The sequence below is a fragment of the Anoxybacillus sp. J5B_2022 genome (assembly GCF_026847645.1).
Taxonomy (GTDB): Bacteria; Bacillota; Bacilli; order Bacillales; family Anoxybacillaceae; genus Anoxybacteroides.
Genome location: NZ_JAPSMC010000022.1, coordinates 1 through 16895, shown reverse-complemented (window position 1 = coordinate 16895; position 16895 = coordinate 1). Strand labels below are relative to the sequence as shown.

Sequence of the window (16895 nt, the reverse complement as noted above, 5' to 3'; positions counted from 1 at the left end):
TCCTTTTTATGCTAAATATTGTTGTACAAGTTTGTTGACGAGAGAGCCATCCGCTTTTCCTTTTACTTTTGGCATGATTGCTCCCATCACTTTGCCCATATCGGCTTTCGAAGAAGCACCGACTTCCGCAATCGTTTGTTTCACGATTTCTGCCAGTTCTTCCTCGGTTAGCTGCTTTGGCATATATAGTTGAAGTATGCGAATTTCTTCTTTTGTTTTGTCGACAAGGTCTGAACGACCAGCGTTTTCGAATTCTTGGAGGGAGTCTTTACGCTGTTTTAATTCACGAGAAAGTACGGTCAGCTCTTCGTCTTCAGATAATGGTTTGCCAAGTTTAATCGCTTCGTTTTGCAACGCTGCTTTGACCATCCGAATGACGGAGAGTCTTTCCTTTTCTTTATTTTTCATCGCTTGCTTCATATCATCGTTTAAACGTTCAAGAAGACTCATAAATACACCCTCTTTTAATGCTTGCGCTTTCTAGCCGCTTCAGACTTTTTCTTACGTCTTACGCTTGGCTTTTCATAGAATTCACGCTTTCTTGCTTCTTGCAACGTACCTGTTTTTGAAACAGCACGTTTGAAGCGACGAAGAGCATCTTCAAGCGATTCGTTTTTGCGAACGATTGTTTTTGACATCCTACTTCCCTCCCTCCGAACAACAACACTTGCATTTGTAGTACTAAACATGTACTTGTCAATTATAATACATCCCCTATGAGAGGTCAACTAAAAAAGCTGTCATCGTCTCCCTTTCTTGTCCATACAATGGTGGAGAAAGGGGTGACAGTGATGGGACGTTTATTCATTTTATTTATCATTCATCTCGGCATGTTTTTGCTTGGCATGCTGATGATGAAGTCAGGGCTTTATGTACTTTCTGGCGATCGGTTAAAACGATGGATATTGCATTTCACGAAAACGCCTGTCCAAAGCTTTCTGACCGGAACAATCGCCACCGCGCTATTGCAAAGCAGCTCAGCGATGATGGTGCTTACCGTTGGGCTTGTGGCCACCGGCTATTTAACGTTCCAGCAATCGATCGGGATTATTTTAGGCAGCAACATCGGTTCGACGATCACGACGGAACTCATTACACTTGATTTAGGAACAAGCATCATCCCGATGCTATTAGCCGGAGCGTTTCTCGTCTTTTTTGCGCGCCATCGCATCGGATATAGCATCGGCATGACGCTCGTTGGACTTGCTTGTTTATTTTTTGCGATGGAAGGGTTTAGCGGATTAGCCAAACCGCTTTCCACTAATCCTCTCGTCCATGAATGGCTGCAACGAACAAACCGTTCGCACGCATTCGGCGTTCTCGTTGGAACAGTGCTAACAGCGCTCATTCAATCGAGCGCCGCCACGATCGGCATCGCGATGGGGTTTCTTCATGAGCGGCTGCTCACGTTGCCAGCCGGCATCGCCATTTTGCTTGGCGCTAATATCGGTACGTGCGTCACCGCTCTGTTAGCAAGCATCGGCGCGAGCCGAGAAGCGAAATTCACCGCCTATACTCATTTATGGCTTAATGTTGCTGGGGTTGGCGTCTTTTCTTTTTTGATTGCCCCGTTTGCGCATATCGTCCGTCTATTCGCTTCATCACCAGATGTGCAATTGGCTCACGCGAGCGTGTTATTTAACGTCATTTGCTCCGTTGTTGCACTGCCGTTTACCCGCTGGATGGAATGGTGGATTTACCGTATACACGGGATTAATAATCGGTCGTAGCCGTTTTTCCTTGGACGATCGCCACGCCTGAGCTTGTGCCGATGCGCGTTGCTCCGGCTTCGATCATCGCTTCTGCCCCTTGAAGATCGCGAACGCCGCCGGATGCTTTCACCCCAATATTCGGGCCAACCGTTTTTCGCATGAGCGTGATGTCTTCGACTGTTGCGCCGCCTGTGGAAAATCCGGTCGACGTTTTCACGTAATCAGCACCTGCTTGCACCGCTAAACGGCAAGCACGTACTTTTTCTTCTTCCGAAAGCAAGCACGTTTCAATAATTACTTTCACAAGCGCTTTTCCTTTTGCCGCTTCAACTACGGCACGAATGTCGCGCTCTACTAATTCGTCGTCGCCGTCTTTTAAAGCGCCGATATTGATGACCATATCGACTTCGGTTGCCCCTTTTTCAATCGCATCTTTCGTTTCAAACGCTTTCGTTTCCGGCGTATTTGCCCCGAGCGGAAAACCGATTACTGTGCATACTTTCACATCAGTTCCTTTTAACAGCTCCGCTGCCGTCGCCACCCATGTCGGGTTGACACAAACAGACGCAAATCCATACTCTTTCGCTTCTTTGCACAATTGAACGATTTGTGCTTTTGTTGTATTCGCTTTCAATAACGTATGGTCAATCATTTTCGCAATATTCGTTGTCATTGTAGATCTCCTTTCTGGCATGAAATAAAAGAAGTCTGACCTCTATCATCATACCACTTTTCCTTTTCAAAAACTAGTTTTCCCGAAAAATTTCTCTTCTATAAGAAAATCGGAGAGCGATTGTTAGGTAGCCAAGGAACTAGCCAAAAGAAACGGAAACATTCAACGACGGGGGCGGGGATTCGGTCTTGAGATGGCTCCAAAAATAAACCCAGCGAAACGCTGGGTTATGAGCTTAATTTCATATCCTTCACAAGTGAATCGGACACTACGCGGACAAACTCCCCTTCGTTATATGGGTAGCCTGCTTTTGTAATTTTCACTTTCACTAGTTGGCCGATCATGTCTTCTGTCGCTGGGAATTTCACTTTTAAATAGTTATCGGTATAACCGACGTATAAGCCGTTTTCTGGCTCTTCCTTATACGGTTCTTCTGGAATGACTTCGAGCACGTGCCCTTCAAACTGCGACGCATATTCTTTCGCAAGCTGGTCAGAAAGAGCAATTAAACGATGCACACGTTCATTTTTCACTTCTTCATCCACTTGGTCTGGCATTCTAGCCGCCGGCGTACCTGTCCGTTTCGAATACGGGAAGACGTGAAGTTCAGAAAAACGCTGGTCGCGAATAAAGTGGAACGTCTCCATAAATTCTTCTTCCGTTTCCCCTGGAAACCCGACGATCACGTCCGAAGTAACGGCTAACTCCGGAAATACTTCGCGCAATCGCGCGAGCCGTTCGGCAAAAAATTCCGCCGTATATTTGCGGCGCATCCGCTTTAGTACGGTGTTTGAGCCTGATTGCAACGGAATGTGCAAATGGCGGACGATTTTATCCGATTGCTTTAAGACGTCAATCACTTCATCGGTAATTTGGCTTGCTTCAATCGATGAAATGCGCAGCCGTTTCAATCCGACCACTTGTTCGTCAAGATCGCGAAGCAATGCCGCGAAATTATAATCTTTCATGTCTTCTCCGTAACCGCCCGTATGAATGCCCGTCAAGACGATTTCTTGATAGCCGGCATCGACAAGCTGCTGCGCTTGGCGAATGACTTCTTTCGGATCGCGCGAACGCATTAAGCCGCGCGCCCACGGAATAATACAAAACGTACAAAAGTTGTTACAGCCTTCTTGAATTTTTAACGACGCGCGCGTCCGGTCAGTAAAGGCAGGAACGTCTAGTTCTTCATATACCCGTGTTTTCATAATGTTGCTGACGCCGTTAATCGGCTGGCGCTCCCGCTTAAACTGCTCGATATAGTCAAGAATCTTCGCGCGGTCTTGCGTTCCGATGACGACATCCACCCCAGGAATGGCCATCACTTCCGCTGGCGATGTTTGCGCATAACAACCGGTTACGCAAACGACCGCATCTGGATTTTGCCGAATCGCCCGGCGAATGACTTGACGGCTTTTTTTATCCCCTGTATTCGTGACCGTACACGTATTAATGACGTATACGTCCGCATGACTTTCAAACTCTTTCCGTTCGTATCCCGCCTGTTTAAAGAGTTGCCAAATCGCTTCGGTTTCGTAATGGTTGACTTTACACCCTAACGTATGAAATGCCACTGTTGGCATTGCTCTCACCTCACTTTAATTCCCATTCATACGATGCCGCTGCCAACACATAAAGCGGAGCCGTTTCCGTCCGCAAAATGCGCGGGCCAAGGCCGCACGATAAAAAGCCTTCGTCATGAAGCCATTCGATTTCTTTGGAAGAGAAACCACCTTCTGGCCCGAACAATACGATGAGCGACTGCCCCGGTTTCATTTGCCGCAGCACCGTTCGAAGCACGGACGCTTCACCGCTCCGTGCTTCTTCCTCATCTGCCACTAGACGGTAGTCAAGCGTTTTGGCGAATTCCGTTAGCTCGCGAAGCGTCATCGGCGCATGCACATGAGGAACGTACGCTCGATGTGCTTGTTCCGCTGCTTCTTTCGCAATTTTTTGCCACCGTTCGAGCTTTTTTTCCGCTTTTTTCGCTTCCCATTTCACGACAGAACGCGCTGCTAAAAACGGAATAAACGCAAAAGCGCCCAGCTCCGTTCCTTTTTGAATGACAAACTCGAATTTATCCGCTTTTGGCAGCCCATGAGCAATGTAAATCTGCACCGGCAATTCTGTTCGCTCTTCTTTCCATTCTATAACACGAACGATGACGCTCTCATTGGTAATTTGTTCAATTTCACACAAAGCGGACAAGCCATTTCCGCTGCTGCAAATCACTTCGTCGCCTTCGTTCATCCGCATAACGCGGACGATATGATGATAATCGTCACCGGAAATGACGATTTGCTCGTTGTTTACTTGGTCACTCGACACAAAATACCGTTGCAAAACGACACCTTCTTTTCAAGCTTTTCGCGCAATAAATGCGATCCAATCTTCCATCGTCAACGTTTCTTCAATGACAAATCCAGCTTTTAAGAGTCCATCTTTCACCTCTTGTTTTTTCGCCTGAATAATTCCAGATGTAATGAAATAGCCGTTCGGTTCCAACAGGCGGTAGGCATCGTCCACAAAGCGCAAAATAATTTCCGCTAAAATGTTGGCGACAATGACGTTTGCCTTTGTATCGATATGATCGAGCAAATTATTTTGCGCAACCGTCACGACGTGCTGCACTTTATTTAGCTTCACATTCAGCTTGGCGCTGTCCACCGCGACTTGATCTAAATCAAGCGCGTGAACGGATTTCGCGCCAAGCATCGCTGCCGCAATGCTTAAAATGCCGGAACCGGTGCCGACGTCAATGACGACATCGCCCGGTTGCACGCATTTTTCGAGCGCTTGAATGCACATGACCGTTGTCGGATGCGTCCCTGTCCCAAACGCCATGCCTGGGTCTAATTCGATGATTAATTCATCGCTCGAAACGCGTTCGTACGTTTCCCACGTTGGTACGATTGTAAATCGCTCCGAAATTTTTACTGGATTATAATATTTTTTCCAAGCGGTTGCCCATTCTTCTTCGTTTACTTCGCTAATCGTTACTTTATTTCGTCCGACATCGATATTATAAAGAATTAAGTTGTTAATCGCCTGCTTAATTTCTTCAACCGTTTCGCCTAAAAAACTGTTCACCGGCAAATACGCTTTAATCACGACCCCTTCTTCAGGATAGTCGTCTGGATTCAATTCGTAAATTTCGCCAAAGCTTGTGTCGCGCTCTTTCGTTAAATCGAACGGGTCTTCAATGACGACGCCGCCGGCTCCCGCTTCGTGCAAAATATTTGAAATCGCCTCAACCGCTTCATGTGTCGTATGGATGCTAATTTCTGACCATTTCATAAATGTGTTTATTCCCCTTTAAACGCTTTTTTTACTTTTTCAAAAAAGCTATCATGCGTTCCTTGATGCATTTGCTGGCCGCCTAACTGATCAAATTCACGCAACAATTGCTTCTGCTTCTCCGTCAATTTCGTTGGCGTGACGACGCGGACGATGACATGCTGGTCGCCATTCCCATAGCCGCGGACGTTCGGCACCCCTTTTCCTTTTAAGCGGAATTTCGTGCCCGTTTGCGTGCCTGCCGGAATTTTTAGCTTCACTTTGCCGTGCAGCGTTGGCACTTCCAGCTCATCACCAAGCGCGGCTTGGGCGAACGTCAGCGGAATTTCGCAGTAAATGTCGTCGCCGTCGCGCTCGAAAAATTCGTGCGGCTCGACGTGGAACACGATATATAAGTCGCCTGGTGGTCCACCGTTTACCCCCGGCTCTCCTTGTCCGGCTATCCGTAGTTGCTGGCCATCATCAATTCCCGCTGGAATTTTAACGTGGATTTTCTTCCGCTTTTTCACGCGGCCTTTTCCGCCGCACGTTGTACACTTTTCTTTAATAAATTGCCCTGTGCCGCCGCAATAATGGCACGCTCTTCGGTTGACGATCCGGCCAAACGGCGTGACTTGTTCGACGCTAATTTGTCCTGTGCCGTGGCAGTGCGAGCACGTCTCTTTTTTCGTGCCCGGTTTCGCACCAGAGCCGTGACACGTGTCACACGTTTCTTCGCGCGGAATTTCGATATCGGTTTCTTTCCCGAAAGCCGCTTCCTCAAACGTAATCGTCATCGTATATTGCAAATCGGCGCCTGCGCGTGGCGCGTTCGGGTCGCGGCGGCGACCACCGCCAAAAAAGGACGTAAAAATATCTTCAAACCCGCCAAAGCCGCTAAAGCTGCCAAAATCAAAGTCGTCGCTGCGAAAGCCGCCGAAGCCTTGGTTCGGATCCGTATGGCCAAACTGATCATAATGCGCGCGTTTTTGATCGTCGCTTAACACTTCGTACGCTTCTTTAATTTCTTTAAACTTTTCTTCCGCTCCCGGCTCTTTATTCACGTCCGGGTGGTATTGCTTCGAAAGTTTCCGATACGCTTTTTTTATTTCCTCTTTTGTCGCGTTTTTGCTTACTCCGAGAATTTCATAATAATCTCGTTTCGTCATCATCACCCACTCCCGTTTCACTCACATAAAATTAATTGTATCATTCGTTTCTTGGCATATGCAATAGGTACGCGTGAAATGAAAAAGTCAAAGCCAAGGCAGGCCTGACTTTGACTTTCTCTTTTTATTTATCGTCTTTTACTTCTTCAAATTCCGCATCAACAACGTTGTCGTCTTTTTTGGCAGTACCGTCGGCGCCTGGCTGTTGCTGCGCTTGTTTTGCTGCTTGTTCATATAGCTTGATCGATAACTGCTGCACGATTTCTTGCAGTGCGTTTTTCTTCGCGCGAATGTCTTCGATGTCGTTTTTCTCTAACGCTGCTTTCAATGCGTCTTTTGCTTCTTGCGCTTTTTTCACTTCGGCTTCGTCTACTTTTCCTTCGAGTTCTTTTAACGTTTTTTCCGTTGTGAACACTAAATGGTCTGCTTCGTTGCGAAGCTCAGCTGCTTCTTTCCGTTTTCTGTCCGCTTCCGCATTTTCTTCCGCTTCACGAATCATGCGTTGAATTTCTTCTTCTGAAAGACCAGACGATGATTTAATTGTAATCGACTGCTCTTTATTTGTCCCTAAATCTTTCGCGCGCACGTGCACAATACCGTTTGCGTCAATATCGAACGTTACTTCGATTTGCGGTACGCCACGTGGAGCCGGCGGAATGTCCGTTAACTGGAAGCGGCCGAGCGTTTTGTTATCGGCAGCCATCGGACGTTCCCCTTGCAAGACGTGAATATCTACCGCTGTTTGGTTGTCCGTTGCCGTCGAGAAAATTTGCGATTTGCTTGTCGGAATCGTTGTATTGCGTTCAATGAGCTTCGTGAAGACACCGCCCATTGTTTCAATCCCTAACGAAAGCGGTGTGACGTCTAGTAATACGACGTCTTTCACGTCCCCAGCGATTACTCCGCCTTGAATTGCTGCACCGATCGCTACGACTTCGTCTGGGTTTACGCCTTTATGCGGCTCTTTGCCGATTTCTTTTTTAATCGCTTCTTGTACGGCAGGAATGCGCGTCGAACCGCCGACAAGGATCACTTTATCGATATCCGCTGGCGTTAATCCGGCATCTTTCAACGCTTGACGCACGGGCCCCATCGTGCGTTCAACAAGATGCGCAGACAATTCTTCAAATTTCGCGCGCGTTAACGTCATTTCTAAATGCAACGGACCTGTTTCGTTCGCGCTAATGAATGGCAACGAAATTTGCGTTTGTGTCACGCCAGAAAGGTCTTTTTTCGCTTTTTCTGCCGCATCTTTTAGGCGCTGCAACGCCATTTTGTCTTTCGATAAATCAATGCCATGTTCTTTTTTGAATTGCTCGACTAAGTAATCGATGATCACTTGGTCAAAGTCGTCCCCACCAAGGTGGTTATCGCCGGCTGTCGCTTTTACTTCAAATACGCCGTCGCCTAATTCCAAAATCGATACGTCAAACGTACCGCCACCTAAGTCGTAGACAAGAATCGTTTGGTCTTCGTCCATTTTATCCAATCCGTACGCAAGTGCTGCGGCTGTCGGCTCGTTAATGATGCGCTCGACTTCTAATCCAGCGATGCGGCCGGCATCTTTTGTTGCTTGACGTTGAGCATCGTTAAAGTATGCTGGAACGGTAATGACCGCGCGTGTGACCGGCTCGCCTAAATACGCTTCTGCATACGATTTTAAATATTGTAAAATCATCGCTGAAATTTCTTGTGGCGTATATTGTTTCCCTTCAATTTCCACTTTATAGTTCGTTCCCATATGGCGCTTAATCGAAATAACGGTATTCGGGTTCGTAATCGCTTGACGTTTTGCCACCTCCCCTACTTGCCGTTCTCCGTTTTTAAATGCCACCACTGAAGGAGTGGTTCGGTTTCCTTCTGGGTTTGGAATGACTTTTGGCTCGCCACCTTCTAGTACTGCTACGCAAGAGTTTGTAGTCCCTAAGTCAATGCCGATAATTTTGCTCATCGCGATCACCCTCCTGTTACATTATTGACTCACTTTGACCATTGCTGGCCGAATGACACGGTCTTTTAATTTATATCCTTTTTGAAATTCTTCAACGACCGTGTTTGGTTCGTAGTTGCTATCTTCGACTTGCATCACCGCTTGATGCACATGCGGGTCGAACGGTTTTCCAACCGATTCAATCGCCTCGACCCCTTCTTTTTTCAACGCTTCTACTAAAGAGCGGTACACCATTTCCATTCCTTGTAAAATCGATTTCGCTTTTTCGTCTTCCACTTCAATTTTTAAGGCGCGTTCGAAGTTATCTAACGCTGGCAATAAATCCGTCACTAAGCTTTGGGCACGGTATTTTTCGGCCGCTTCAAATTCGAGCTTTGTGCGGCGCCGAAAATTATCAAAATCCGCATACAAGCGAAGATAACGCTGTTCCATTTCTTGCAATTTCCCTTGCAACTCCGCAATTTGTGCGTGTGCAGTCGCCAGCTCTTCGCTTTGATTGGCTGTTTCTTGCTGCACTTCTGTTGTTTCTGTTTCTTCCGTATTTACATCCGGTTGTTCATATGTAGTCTCTTCTTGCACTTGAACCGTTTCTTTTTGTTCTTTTTCCACCAACCTCACCTCCCTTTCAGCGATTGTTTATGTATATTTCACAAGGAAAGGATGGGGTGTCAACCACCTGCCATCCATTATCCAATATGACCAATGCTAGTTGTTTTGATACCAGTCTGTCAGCACCGTCGATAAATCGGAGGCGACGCGGTTTAGAATCGTAATGACGCGAGAATATTCCATGCGCGTCGGGCCGAGCACTGCAATCGTTCCCAACTGTTCTTCGCCGATCGAATAGGTCGCTGTAATTAAGCTGCAGTTTTCCATTCCGCTTAATTGGTTTTCGCGTCCGATCGTGACTTGAATACCTTTTTGCCGGTTTTTGCGCAACAAACGGTAAAAGTCTTTTTCTTGCTCGATCATGGTCATTAAGGAGCGGATTTTTTGAATATCGTTAAACTCCGGCTGGCTGAGCATGTTCGTTTTTCCGGCAAAAAACATCTTCTCTTCTTGCGGTACATCGAGCGTTTCGGCGATCGTTTTCAACATGCTGTCATAGCGATAAATATGCGTGCGCAACACGTTGGCCACTTCTTTATAAATTTTATCTTTTAATTCGATCAGCGGCACACCGACTAGCCGCTCATTCAAAATGTTCACCATTTTTTCTAAATCGGAAGCGTTCACGGAAGCTGGAATCGTAATAACGCGGTTCTCCACATGCCCCGTATCTGTAACGATAATCGCCACCGCTGTTTCTTTGTTCAGCGGAATAATTTGTAGCCGTTTCAACTTATTTTCTTTCACGGCCGGTCCGAGAACGATCGATGTATAGCTTGTTAAGTCGGACAAAATTTGCGCTGATTTTTGCACTAGTTTTTCCAGTTCATAAATACGATCGGCGAAAATTGATTTAATTTTGTTCATATCTTCTTGTGTCAGCCGCTGTGGTGACAATAGATGGTCGACATAATAACGATAGCCTTTTTCCGATGGCACCCTTCCCGATGAAATGTGCGTTTTCTCAATATATCCCAATTCTTCCAAATCTGCCATTTCATTTCGGATCGTCGCTGAGCTGAACATAATTTTCTCTTTCTTTGATAACGTTCTGGAGCCGACGGGCTGACCGTAACGAATAAAATCATCAATAATGACTTGTAAAATAAGTAATTGGCGATCGGTTAGCAACTATCATCACCTCTGTTAGCACTCAGGTTGTTCGAGTGCTAAATCTATTATTAAAGTATCAAATTCGGTCGTTTCTGTCAATTAGGTTGTGCCATTCCAATACCTGTTGAAGCATTTCTCCATAGGTTTTTTGTAACAGCCAAAACAATTCTGCTTCTAGCTCTTTTAATGTTTGTCCACCTGTGATAAACTGTTGCATAGGACTCTCTGACCTCCTTAGTGATTTATGTGCACTTATCACAATACAGGAAGAGAGTCCTTTTTGCATCTTTTTTGCTCATCCCCCTTCTGTTCAAGGAACCCTCCCCTTGAAACATATGGAAGAGGATTTAGCGCCCTCCCACAAACATTTTACTCATACGTGCCAAGAAACGACTGAAACACTTCATTGCCAAGTAGTTTGCCGCGGTGCGTGAGGCGAAGATGAGTTGCGGTTTCCTCCAATAGCCCTTTCTCTTTTTCATTTTCAATTACTTCAGCAAACACATCGTGAACCGACCGGTGAAATTTTTCGTAAAATCGCTGTTTGGCTACCCCTTCCATTTTTCGCAATCCTAAAAACATTTCCTCTTCCATTCGCTCTGTCTCGCTGACTTCATGGTGTTCTATATACGGTAGTTTGCCTTGTTGAATCAACTCTATATATTTTTTGAGCGGTCTGGCATTAACGTTTCGCGTTCCATTGACGTAACTATGGGCACCAGCGCCGATTCCGTAATATTCTTCGTTATTCCAATACGTCAAATTATGGCGGCTTTCAAAGCCGGGGCGGGTATAATTACTGAGCTCGTATTGGTTGTACTTGTTTTCTTCCATTTTTTTTATAATTTCTTCGTACATTTCCGCTTCTTCCTCTTGATCTGGCAAAGAAAGGTTACCTTTTCTCATTAAATTATAAAACACAGTTTTAGGCTCAATAATTAACGAATACGCTGAAATGTGCTGAACATCGAGCGAAAACGCTAGAGCCAAATCCGCTTGTAGTTGCGCGATCGTTTGCCCCGGCAACCCATACATTAAATCGATGCTAACGTTAGAAAAACCGACCGCTTTTGCTGCTTCGAGCGCACGCAACACATCGGTTTGCCGATGGGTACGACCGATGTGTTTTAACAACTCATCATCGAACGTTTGCACCCCGATACTTAACCGATTGACCCCCGCTTCTTTTAATAGCTGCAATTTTTCGCGTGACAGTTCATTCGGGTTTGCTTCCAACGTAAATTCCACGTCATCCGCCACAAACGGAAGGTAGTTATGAATGCTCGTTAACAAAAAATCGAGCTGTCGTATATCGAGCGCAGTTGGCGTGCCACCGCCAACAAAAATCGTGTGTAGCTGATCGGTCGGAAACTGCGCGATCGTCCGCCTCATTTCTTGTTCCATCGCCTGCAAATATTCCATCACCGGCTGTCCTTTTAAAAATACTTTGTTGAAATCGCAATAATGGCAAATGTGCGTACAAAACGGAATGTGCAAATACGCTGCCCGAATCAATCGTTATCGCTCCTTTTCGTAAAAAATAAGGCCATCCCATCCGATGAGACAGCCTTTGTTTTTCGTTATTTTTTATCGTCCATTTTCAGTACGGCCATGAACGCTTCTTGCGGAACTTCGACGGAGCCGACTTGCTTCATCCGCTTTTTCCCTTCTTTTTGTTTTTCTAATAGTTTCCGTTTCCGCGATACGTCACCGCCGTAACATTTCGCCAAGACGTTTTTACGCAGCGCCTTAATGGTAGAACGAGCAACGATTTTGTTCCCGATCGCCGCTTGTACCGGCACTTCAAATTGTTGGCGCGGGATTAAGTCTTTTAGCTTTTCGACAATCACTTTTCCACGCTCATACGCCGAATCGCGGTGAACGATGAACGAAAGTGCGTCCACTTTTTCGCCATTTAAAAGAATGTCCATTTTCACGAGTTTGGACGGTTTGTAGCCGATGAGTTCGTAGTCGAACGACGCATACCCTTTCGTGCTCGATTTTAAACTATCGAAGAAATCATAGACAATTTCGGATAACGGAATTTCATAAATTAACATGACCCGTTTTTCGTCTAAATATTGCATGTCAACAAAAATACCGCGCTTGCCTTGGCATAATTCCATGACCGCTCCGACGTAATCGTTCGGCACCATCACCGTCGCTTTGACATACGGTTCTTCGACGCGGTCAATTTTTTGCGGATCCGGCATGTTCGATGGGTTATCGACTTGAAGCTCCGTTCCGTCCGTTAAATACACTTTGTAAACAACGCTTGGCGCAGTTGTAATTAAGTCAATGTTAAATTCGCGCTCGATGCGCTCTTGAATAATTTCCATATGCAATAGCCCTAAAAAGCCACATCGGAAGCCGAAACCAAGCGCTTGTGACGTTTCCGGCTCAAATTGGAGCGCGGCATCGTTTAACTGCAATTTTTCCAACGCTTCGCGCAAATCGTTATATTTCGCCGTATCGATCGGATACATGCCGCAAAAGACCATCGGATTTAACCGGCGATACCCCGGAAGCGGCTCAGCGGCCGGATTTTTCGCATCGGTAATCGTATCCCCGACGCGCGTGTCGCTTACATTTTTAATGGAAGCAGTCAAATAGCCAACGTCTCCGACGGTCAATTCATCGACGACTTTTGCTTTTGGTGTAAAGACGCCGACTTCCACGACTTCAAATTCTTTTCCCGTCGACATCATTTTAATTTTTTGCCCCGGCTTGACGGTTCCTTCGACGACACGGATATAGGCGACGACACCGCGATACGAGTCGTAAAGCGAGTCAAAAATGAGCGCTTTCAGCGGCGCATCTGGATCACCAGTTGGCGCAGGAATTTTTTCGACGATTTGTTCTAAAATTTCATCGATACCGATGCCAGCTTTGGCGGAGGCTAATACCGCTTCGGAAGCATCTAGTCCAATCACATCTTCGATTTCTTGGCGGACGCGCTCTGGCTCAGCGCTTGGTAAATCGATTTTATTAATGACCGGTAAAATTTCAAGGTTGTTGTCTAACGCCAAATACACGTTCGCTAATGTTTGCGCCTCAATCCCTTGCGCCGCATCGACAACGAGAATCGCCCCTTCACAAGCAGCTAAACTGCGCGATACTTCATACGTGAAATCGACGTGCCCAGGCGTATCAATTAAATGGAAAATGTATTCTTCCCCGTCTTTTGCTTTATAGTTTAGCTGCACAGCATTCAATTTAATTGTAATGCCGCGCTCACGCTCTAACTCCATCGAATCAAGCAGCTGGTCTTTCATTTCCCGCTCCGAAATCGCCCCTGTGCGCTCAAGAATGCGGTCAGCCAATGTCGATTTTCCATGGTCAATATGCGCGATAATGGAAAAGTTGCGGATTTTTTCTCTTCTTTTTAGTCTTTCTTCACGATTCATCTATTTCACTCCTACTGTTTCCGAAACTACACTAGCTTTGATTATAGCAACACAACCGGCAATATTCAATGATTAGCACGAAAGAAAAAAGCCGGGGATCCCCGACTTCATTTCACGAGCTTGCCGAACAATGAAAGTAGCTCGGTCACCGCCAGATGAACTGCTTCCGCCAAACGTTTTCCAAGCTCAGAAAACAAGTTGAACATTTTCCATTGTTCTAGCTTTTTCGCCTTTTCGTCTACCGTTTCGCTCGTTACTTTGTTTCCTAGCACTGTCGCTTCAACCGCTCCTTTTTCATTTTTCTTGACAGCCACTACCGATTGAAACGACGGGTCGTGATATCCTTTCATCTTTAACAGCCCTTCGTTTGCTTGTTGCATACCAAGCAGCACACCAAAAAAAAGAATGACAACAGCGGCAAAAAACTGCAGCGTAAATTTCATCTCTACCCTCCGATGTCGGTATATCAACATTTTTGGCACTTTATAGCCAAGATTACATCTTTGTTTACTTCTTTTGCGCAGGAGCCGGCGCTTGCACTTTTTCCGCCTGCCAATAATACTCGCTAAACACATCCGCAACGGCCGCTGCGGTTCGAAATAGTTCTTCAAACGCATTTTCCACTCCGCCAAATTCGATTAACATCGCGTTTCCTGATAAATCTTGATTAAATTTCCCGTTCGTTTCCTCCCCTTTTTTCTCGATTACTCCACGGCTTAACCCCGGATATTTTTTTTGCAGCAATTGATGAAGCTGTGTCGCCAGCTGCAAATTTCTTTCGTAATTCGGATTTTCCCCGCCAATAATAAACACGACACGAGCATAATCAATTCCGTTAATCGTCACCGTCGTATATTTTCGGCGCCGGGAATCGCGGTGAATATCAATTAAATATTGCAAATCACGATTATGACCAAGCGCCTCCATAACGATTTGCCGAGACATGTCGTAGGATTGGTAATATTTCATCCCTTTTTCTACTAGCTTTCGTTGGATGTCAACGGAGCTTCCTTCAGCACCAATCCCCCGCTTTTCTAACTCTTCCGCTAATTTTTGCCCAACTTTTGTCACGTTCACACTGCGATGAAACGCAAGATCCGGATTCGTGACCCCTTTCAAAGCTGGTAAATACGATTCATACGTATGTGTATAGTAAATATATACAACTTTTTTTCCACCTGTCGTCATCGTTGGCGGCGGTACCGGTTTTTCATCTTGAGCCTCATCAGCTTTCTCTAAATTTTCTAAAGACGCTTCCCGCTCGGCGAGCATGACTTCAAGCGGCGGGGCTGATTCATATGGCATGTTCGTATAGTCCGTTCCTTCTCCGGCAACAACGATTTTGCTGTCGTATAAGGCGAAGCCTGGCAGCTCGCTTCCGAGCAAGCTGCGCGGATCGTTGAGATTAACGCTTGTCATGATGCGAAACAAAATCGAGGAGTAACTGATTCGTTGCCTCTCTTTCGGCAAGTTTTGCAAAAAATAATGATTTTCAAAGCTAAGCAAATGGACGAACGTTTCCTCAGGAAAATGGTTCACTACGTTATTTACCGATGACGAAGAAAAACGATATTCCGGTTTTAATGATGTCAATAACCCGACGAGCGTAAACATCATCATCCAGCCTAAAACCGCGATAATCGCTATTTTTTTAATGCTTGTCCCATGAATCGTTACGATCATTTGTCGAGAACGAAGCCGTTTCATGTTCTCACCCTTTCTAAGCTTGTCTACTAATTTAACAGTATGGCCAAGCTTAAAAAGATAGAACCGATTTTTTTGCGATTAATGCGTATAGGCGCCGGTGTTGCCTTGGTCAACTTGCTCGTGCAGTGCCGCATTTAAACCGCTTGCGAGCAAATTGGCCATATCTTCAATAAATAAATCGACTTCTTTCGGCGTCACCATTAAATTATGGCCAAGCGGTGCCAGCACTTCATGAATGAGCGACCGTTTTTCTTCGTCGTCAAGCGTCCCGATCATCCCTAAAAATGTCGACCGTTCTGCTGGTCCTGGCATATCTTCTTCCGTTAGTTTTTTTCGTTTTCCAAACATCCAGCCAGATGGTGTTAATAAATGAGAAGGACGCTTCCCTTCCCGCATTTCTCTTCCGAAATGTTTCAACAAAAAATCAATCGTATCGCTCGTAATCGACACCGCATCGACAACGGTTGGCACCCCGATTGCAATGACCGGAATTCCTAGCGTTTCTTTGCTCAGTTCTTTTCGTTTATTCCCCACTCCCGATCCTGGGTGGATGCCGGTGTCGGAAATTTGAATCGTTGCATTGACACGTTCAATCGACCGAGCCGCCAACGCATCGATCACAACAACAAAATCTGGCTTTGTTTTTTCGACGACCCCGCGAATAATATCGCTCGTTTCAATTCCTGTCGTCCCCATCACGCCCGGCGCAACGGCGCTTACCGGTCGAAACCCTTCTTCAACGCTTTCTGGTTGAAGCTGAAACAAATGTCTTGTAATCAGTAAATTTTCAACCGCTAGCGGGCCGAGCGCATCAGGAGTGACGTTGTCATTGCCAAGACCTACGACAAGACAACTCGCCGCTTGCCCAATATTTAATTTGCGTAAAAACGAATGAAACTCTTTCGCAAATATTTCCTCTACCTTTTTTTGTAGTTCGGTGTCTTGCTCGCGAATGCCTTGTGCTTCAATCGTAATATACGTTCCCGGCTTTTTGCCGATCGATTTCGCGCCTTCTTCCGTCACTTCGACATGCGATAATTTCACCCCGTCGATTTCGCGGTCATGAATGATGACGCCTTCAATTTGCGACGATGCTTCACGCTTTTGTTGCAGCCGTTCTTCTACCGCCATTTCGTGCGCCTCCACGGCTAAATCCGTCCGTACCGCGTATTTGCTAAGGTCTAACATAGCGGCATTCCTCCTTTTCTCCATATATGTTTATTGTCGCCGCTTTGTTGTGATTTCATGCACTTTTGCTCCCGCTTACCCGTGAAATTT

The 16895-nt window shown here is 46.0% G+C and carries 17 protein-coding genes; 1 reads left to right on the top strand and 16 read right to left on the bottom strand.

Annotation, left to right across the window (positions count from 1 at the left end; all coding sequences use genetic code 11):
• Positions 1-6: 6 nt before the first annotated feature.
• A complete protein-coding gene (locus M4I42_RS08165) occupies positions 7-450 on the bottom strand; it encodes a GatB/YqeY domain-containing protein (protein WP_268851712.1) in 444 nt (147 codons plus the stop codon).
• 14 nt (positions 451-464) lie between these two features.
• Positions 465-638 (bottom strand): 30S ribosomal protein S21, encoded by a 174-nt coding sequence (gene rpsU, locus M4I42_RS08160; RefSeq protein ID WP_027407847.1) that lies wholly within the window; start codon positions 636-638, stop codon positions 465-467.
• 153 nt (positions 639-791) lie between these two features.
• Between rpsU and M4I42_RS08155 the strand changes: the two genes are divergently transcribed.
• On the top strand, positions 792-1730 hold the full coding sequence (locus M4I42_RS08155) for a Na/Pi symporter (protein WP_268851711.1): 939 nt from the start codon (positions 792-794) through the stop codon (positions 1728-1730).
• Here M4I42_RS08155 and deoC read toward each other — a convergent pair.
• From deoC to gpr, 14 genes are all read right to left on the bottom strand, one after another.
• The gene (gene deoC / locus M4I42_RS08150; protein WP_268851710.1) at positions 1714-2385 is read right to left on the bottom strand and encodes a deoxyribose-phosphate aldolase; all 672 of its coding nucleotides are present in this window, start codon (positions 2383-2385) and stop codon (positions 1714-1716) included. The two genes, M4I42_RS08155 and deoC, sit on opposite strands and share 17 nt — an antisense overlap.
• A 227-nt stretch (positions 2386-2612) precedes the next feature.
• The gene (mtaB, locus tag M4I42_RS08145) at positions 2613-3968 is read right to left on the bottom strand and encodes a tRNA (N(6)-L-threonylcarbamoyladenosine(37)-C(2))-methylthiotransferase MtaB (protein WP_268851709.1); all 1356 of its coding nucleotides are present in this window, start codon (positions 3966-3968) and stop codon (positions 2613-2615) included.
• 10 nt (positions 3969-3978) lie between these two features.
• On the bottom strand, positions 3979-4728 hold the full coding sequence (locus tag M4I42_RS08140) for a 16S rRNA (uracil(1498)-N(3))-methyltransferase (RefSeq protein ID WP_268851708.1): 750 nt from the start codon (positions 4726-4728) through the stop codon (positions 3979-3981).
• A 15-nt stretch (positions 4729-4743) separates the two neighbouring features.
• Complete coding sequence (prmA, locus tag M4I42_RS08135; RefSeq protein ID WP_268851707.1) at positions 4744-5682, bottom strand: 50S ribosomal protein L11 methyltransferase; 939 nt, start codon at positions 5680-5682, stop codon at positions 4744-4746.
• 8 nt (positions 5683-5690) lie between these two features.
• Complete coding sequence (dnaJ, locus tag M4I42_RS08130; protein WP_268851745.1) at positions 5691-6830, bottom strand: molecular chaperone DnaJ; 1140 nt, start codon at positions 6828-6830, stop codon at positions 5691-5693.
• 124 nt (positions 6831-6954) lie between these two features.
• Entirely contained in the window at positions 6955-8781 is a 1827-nt protein-coding gene (gene dnaK / locus M4I42_RS08125) for a molecular chaperone DnaK (protein ID WP_268851706.1), read from the bottom strand.
• Between the two features lie 21 nt (positions 8782-8802).
• On the bottom strand, positions 8803-9390 hold the full coding sequence (gene grpE, locus M4I42_RS08120; RefSeq protein ID WP_268851705.1) for a nucleotide exchange factor GrpE: 588 nt from the start codon (positions 9388-9390) through the stop codon (positions 8803-8805).
• Between the two features lie 96 nt (positions 9391-9486).
• On the bottom strand, positions 9487-10521 hold the full coding sequence (gene hrcA, locus M4I42_RS08115) for a heat-inducible transcriptional repressor HrcA (protein ID WP_268851704.1): 1035 nt from the start codon (positions 10519-10521) through the stop codon (positions 9487-9489).
• A gap of 58 nt (positions 10522-10579) precedes the next feature.
• Positions 10580-10720, bottom strand: a complete 141-nt coding sequence (locus M4I42_RS08110; RefSeq protein ID WP_268851703.1) for a hypothetical protein — start codon at positions 10718-10720, stop codon at positions 10580-10582.
• Between the two features lie 152 nt (positions 10721-10872).
• Positions 10873-12018 (bottom strand): radical SAM family heme chaperone HemW, encoded by a 1146-nt coding sequence (hemW, locus tag M4I42_RS08105; protein WP_268851702.1) that lies wholly within the window; start codon positions 12016-12018, stop codon positions 10873-10875.
• Positions 12019-12083: 65 nt separating this feature from the next.
• On the bottom strand, positions 12084-13910 hold the full coding sequence (lepA, locus tag M4I42_RS08100; protein WP_268851701.1) for a translation elongation factor 4: 1827 nt from the start codon (positions 13908-13910) through the stop codon (positions 12084-12086).
• A gap of 107 nt (positions 13911-14017) precedes the next feature.
• Complete coding sequence (locus tag M4I42_RS08095; RefSeq protein ID WP_268851700.1) at positions 14018-14353, bottom strand: YqxA family protein; 336 nt, start codon at positions 14351-14353, stop codon at positions 14018-14020.
• Positions 14354-14417: 64 nt separating this feature from the next.
• Positions 14418-15617: a stage II sporulation protein P gene (gene spoIIP / locus M4I42_RS08090; protein ID WP_268851699.1), complete on the bottom strand. Its 1200-nt coding sequence runs from the start codon at positions 15615-15617 to the stop codon at positions 14418-14420.
• A gap of 78 nt (positions 15618-15695) precedes the next feature.
• Entirely contained in the window at positions 15696-16805 is a 1110-nt protein-coding gene (gene gpr, locus M4I42_RS08085) for a GPR endopeptidase (RefSeq protein ID WP_268851698.1), read from the bottom strand.
• Between the last annotated feature and the right edge of the window lie 90 nt (positions 16806-16895).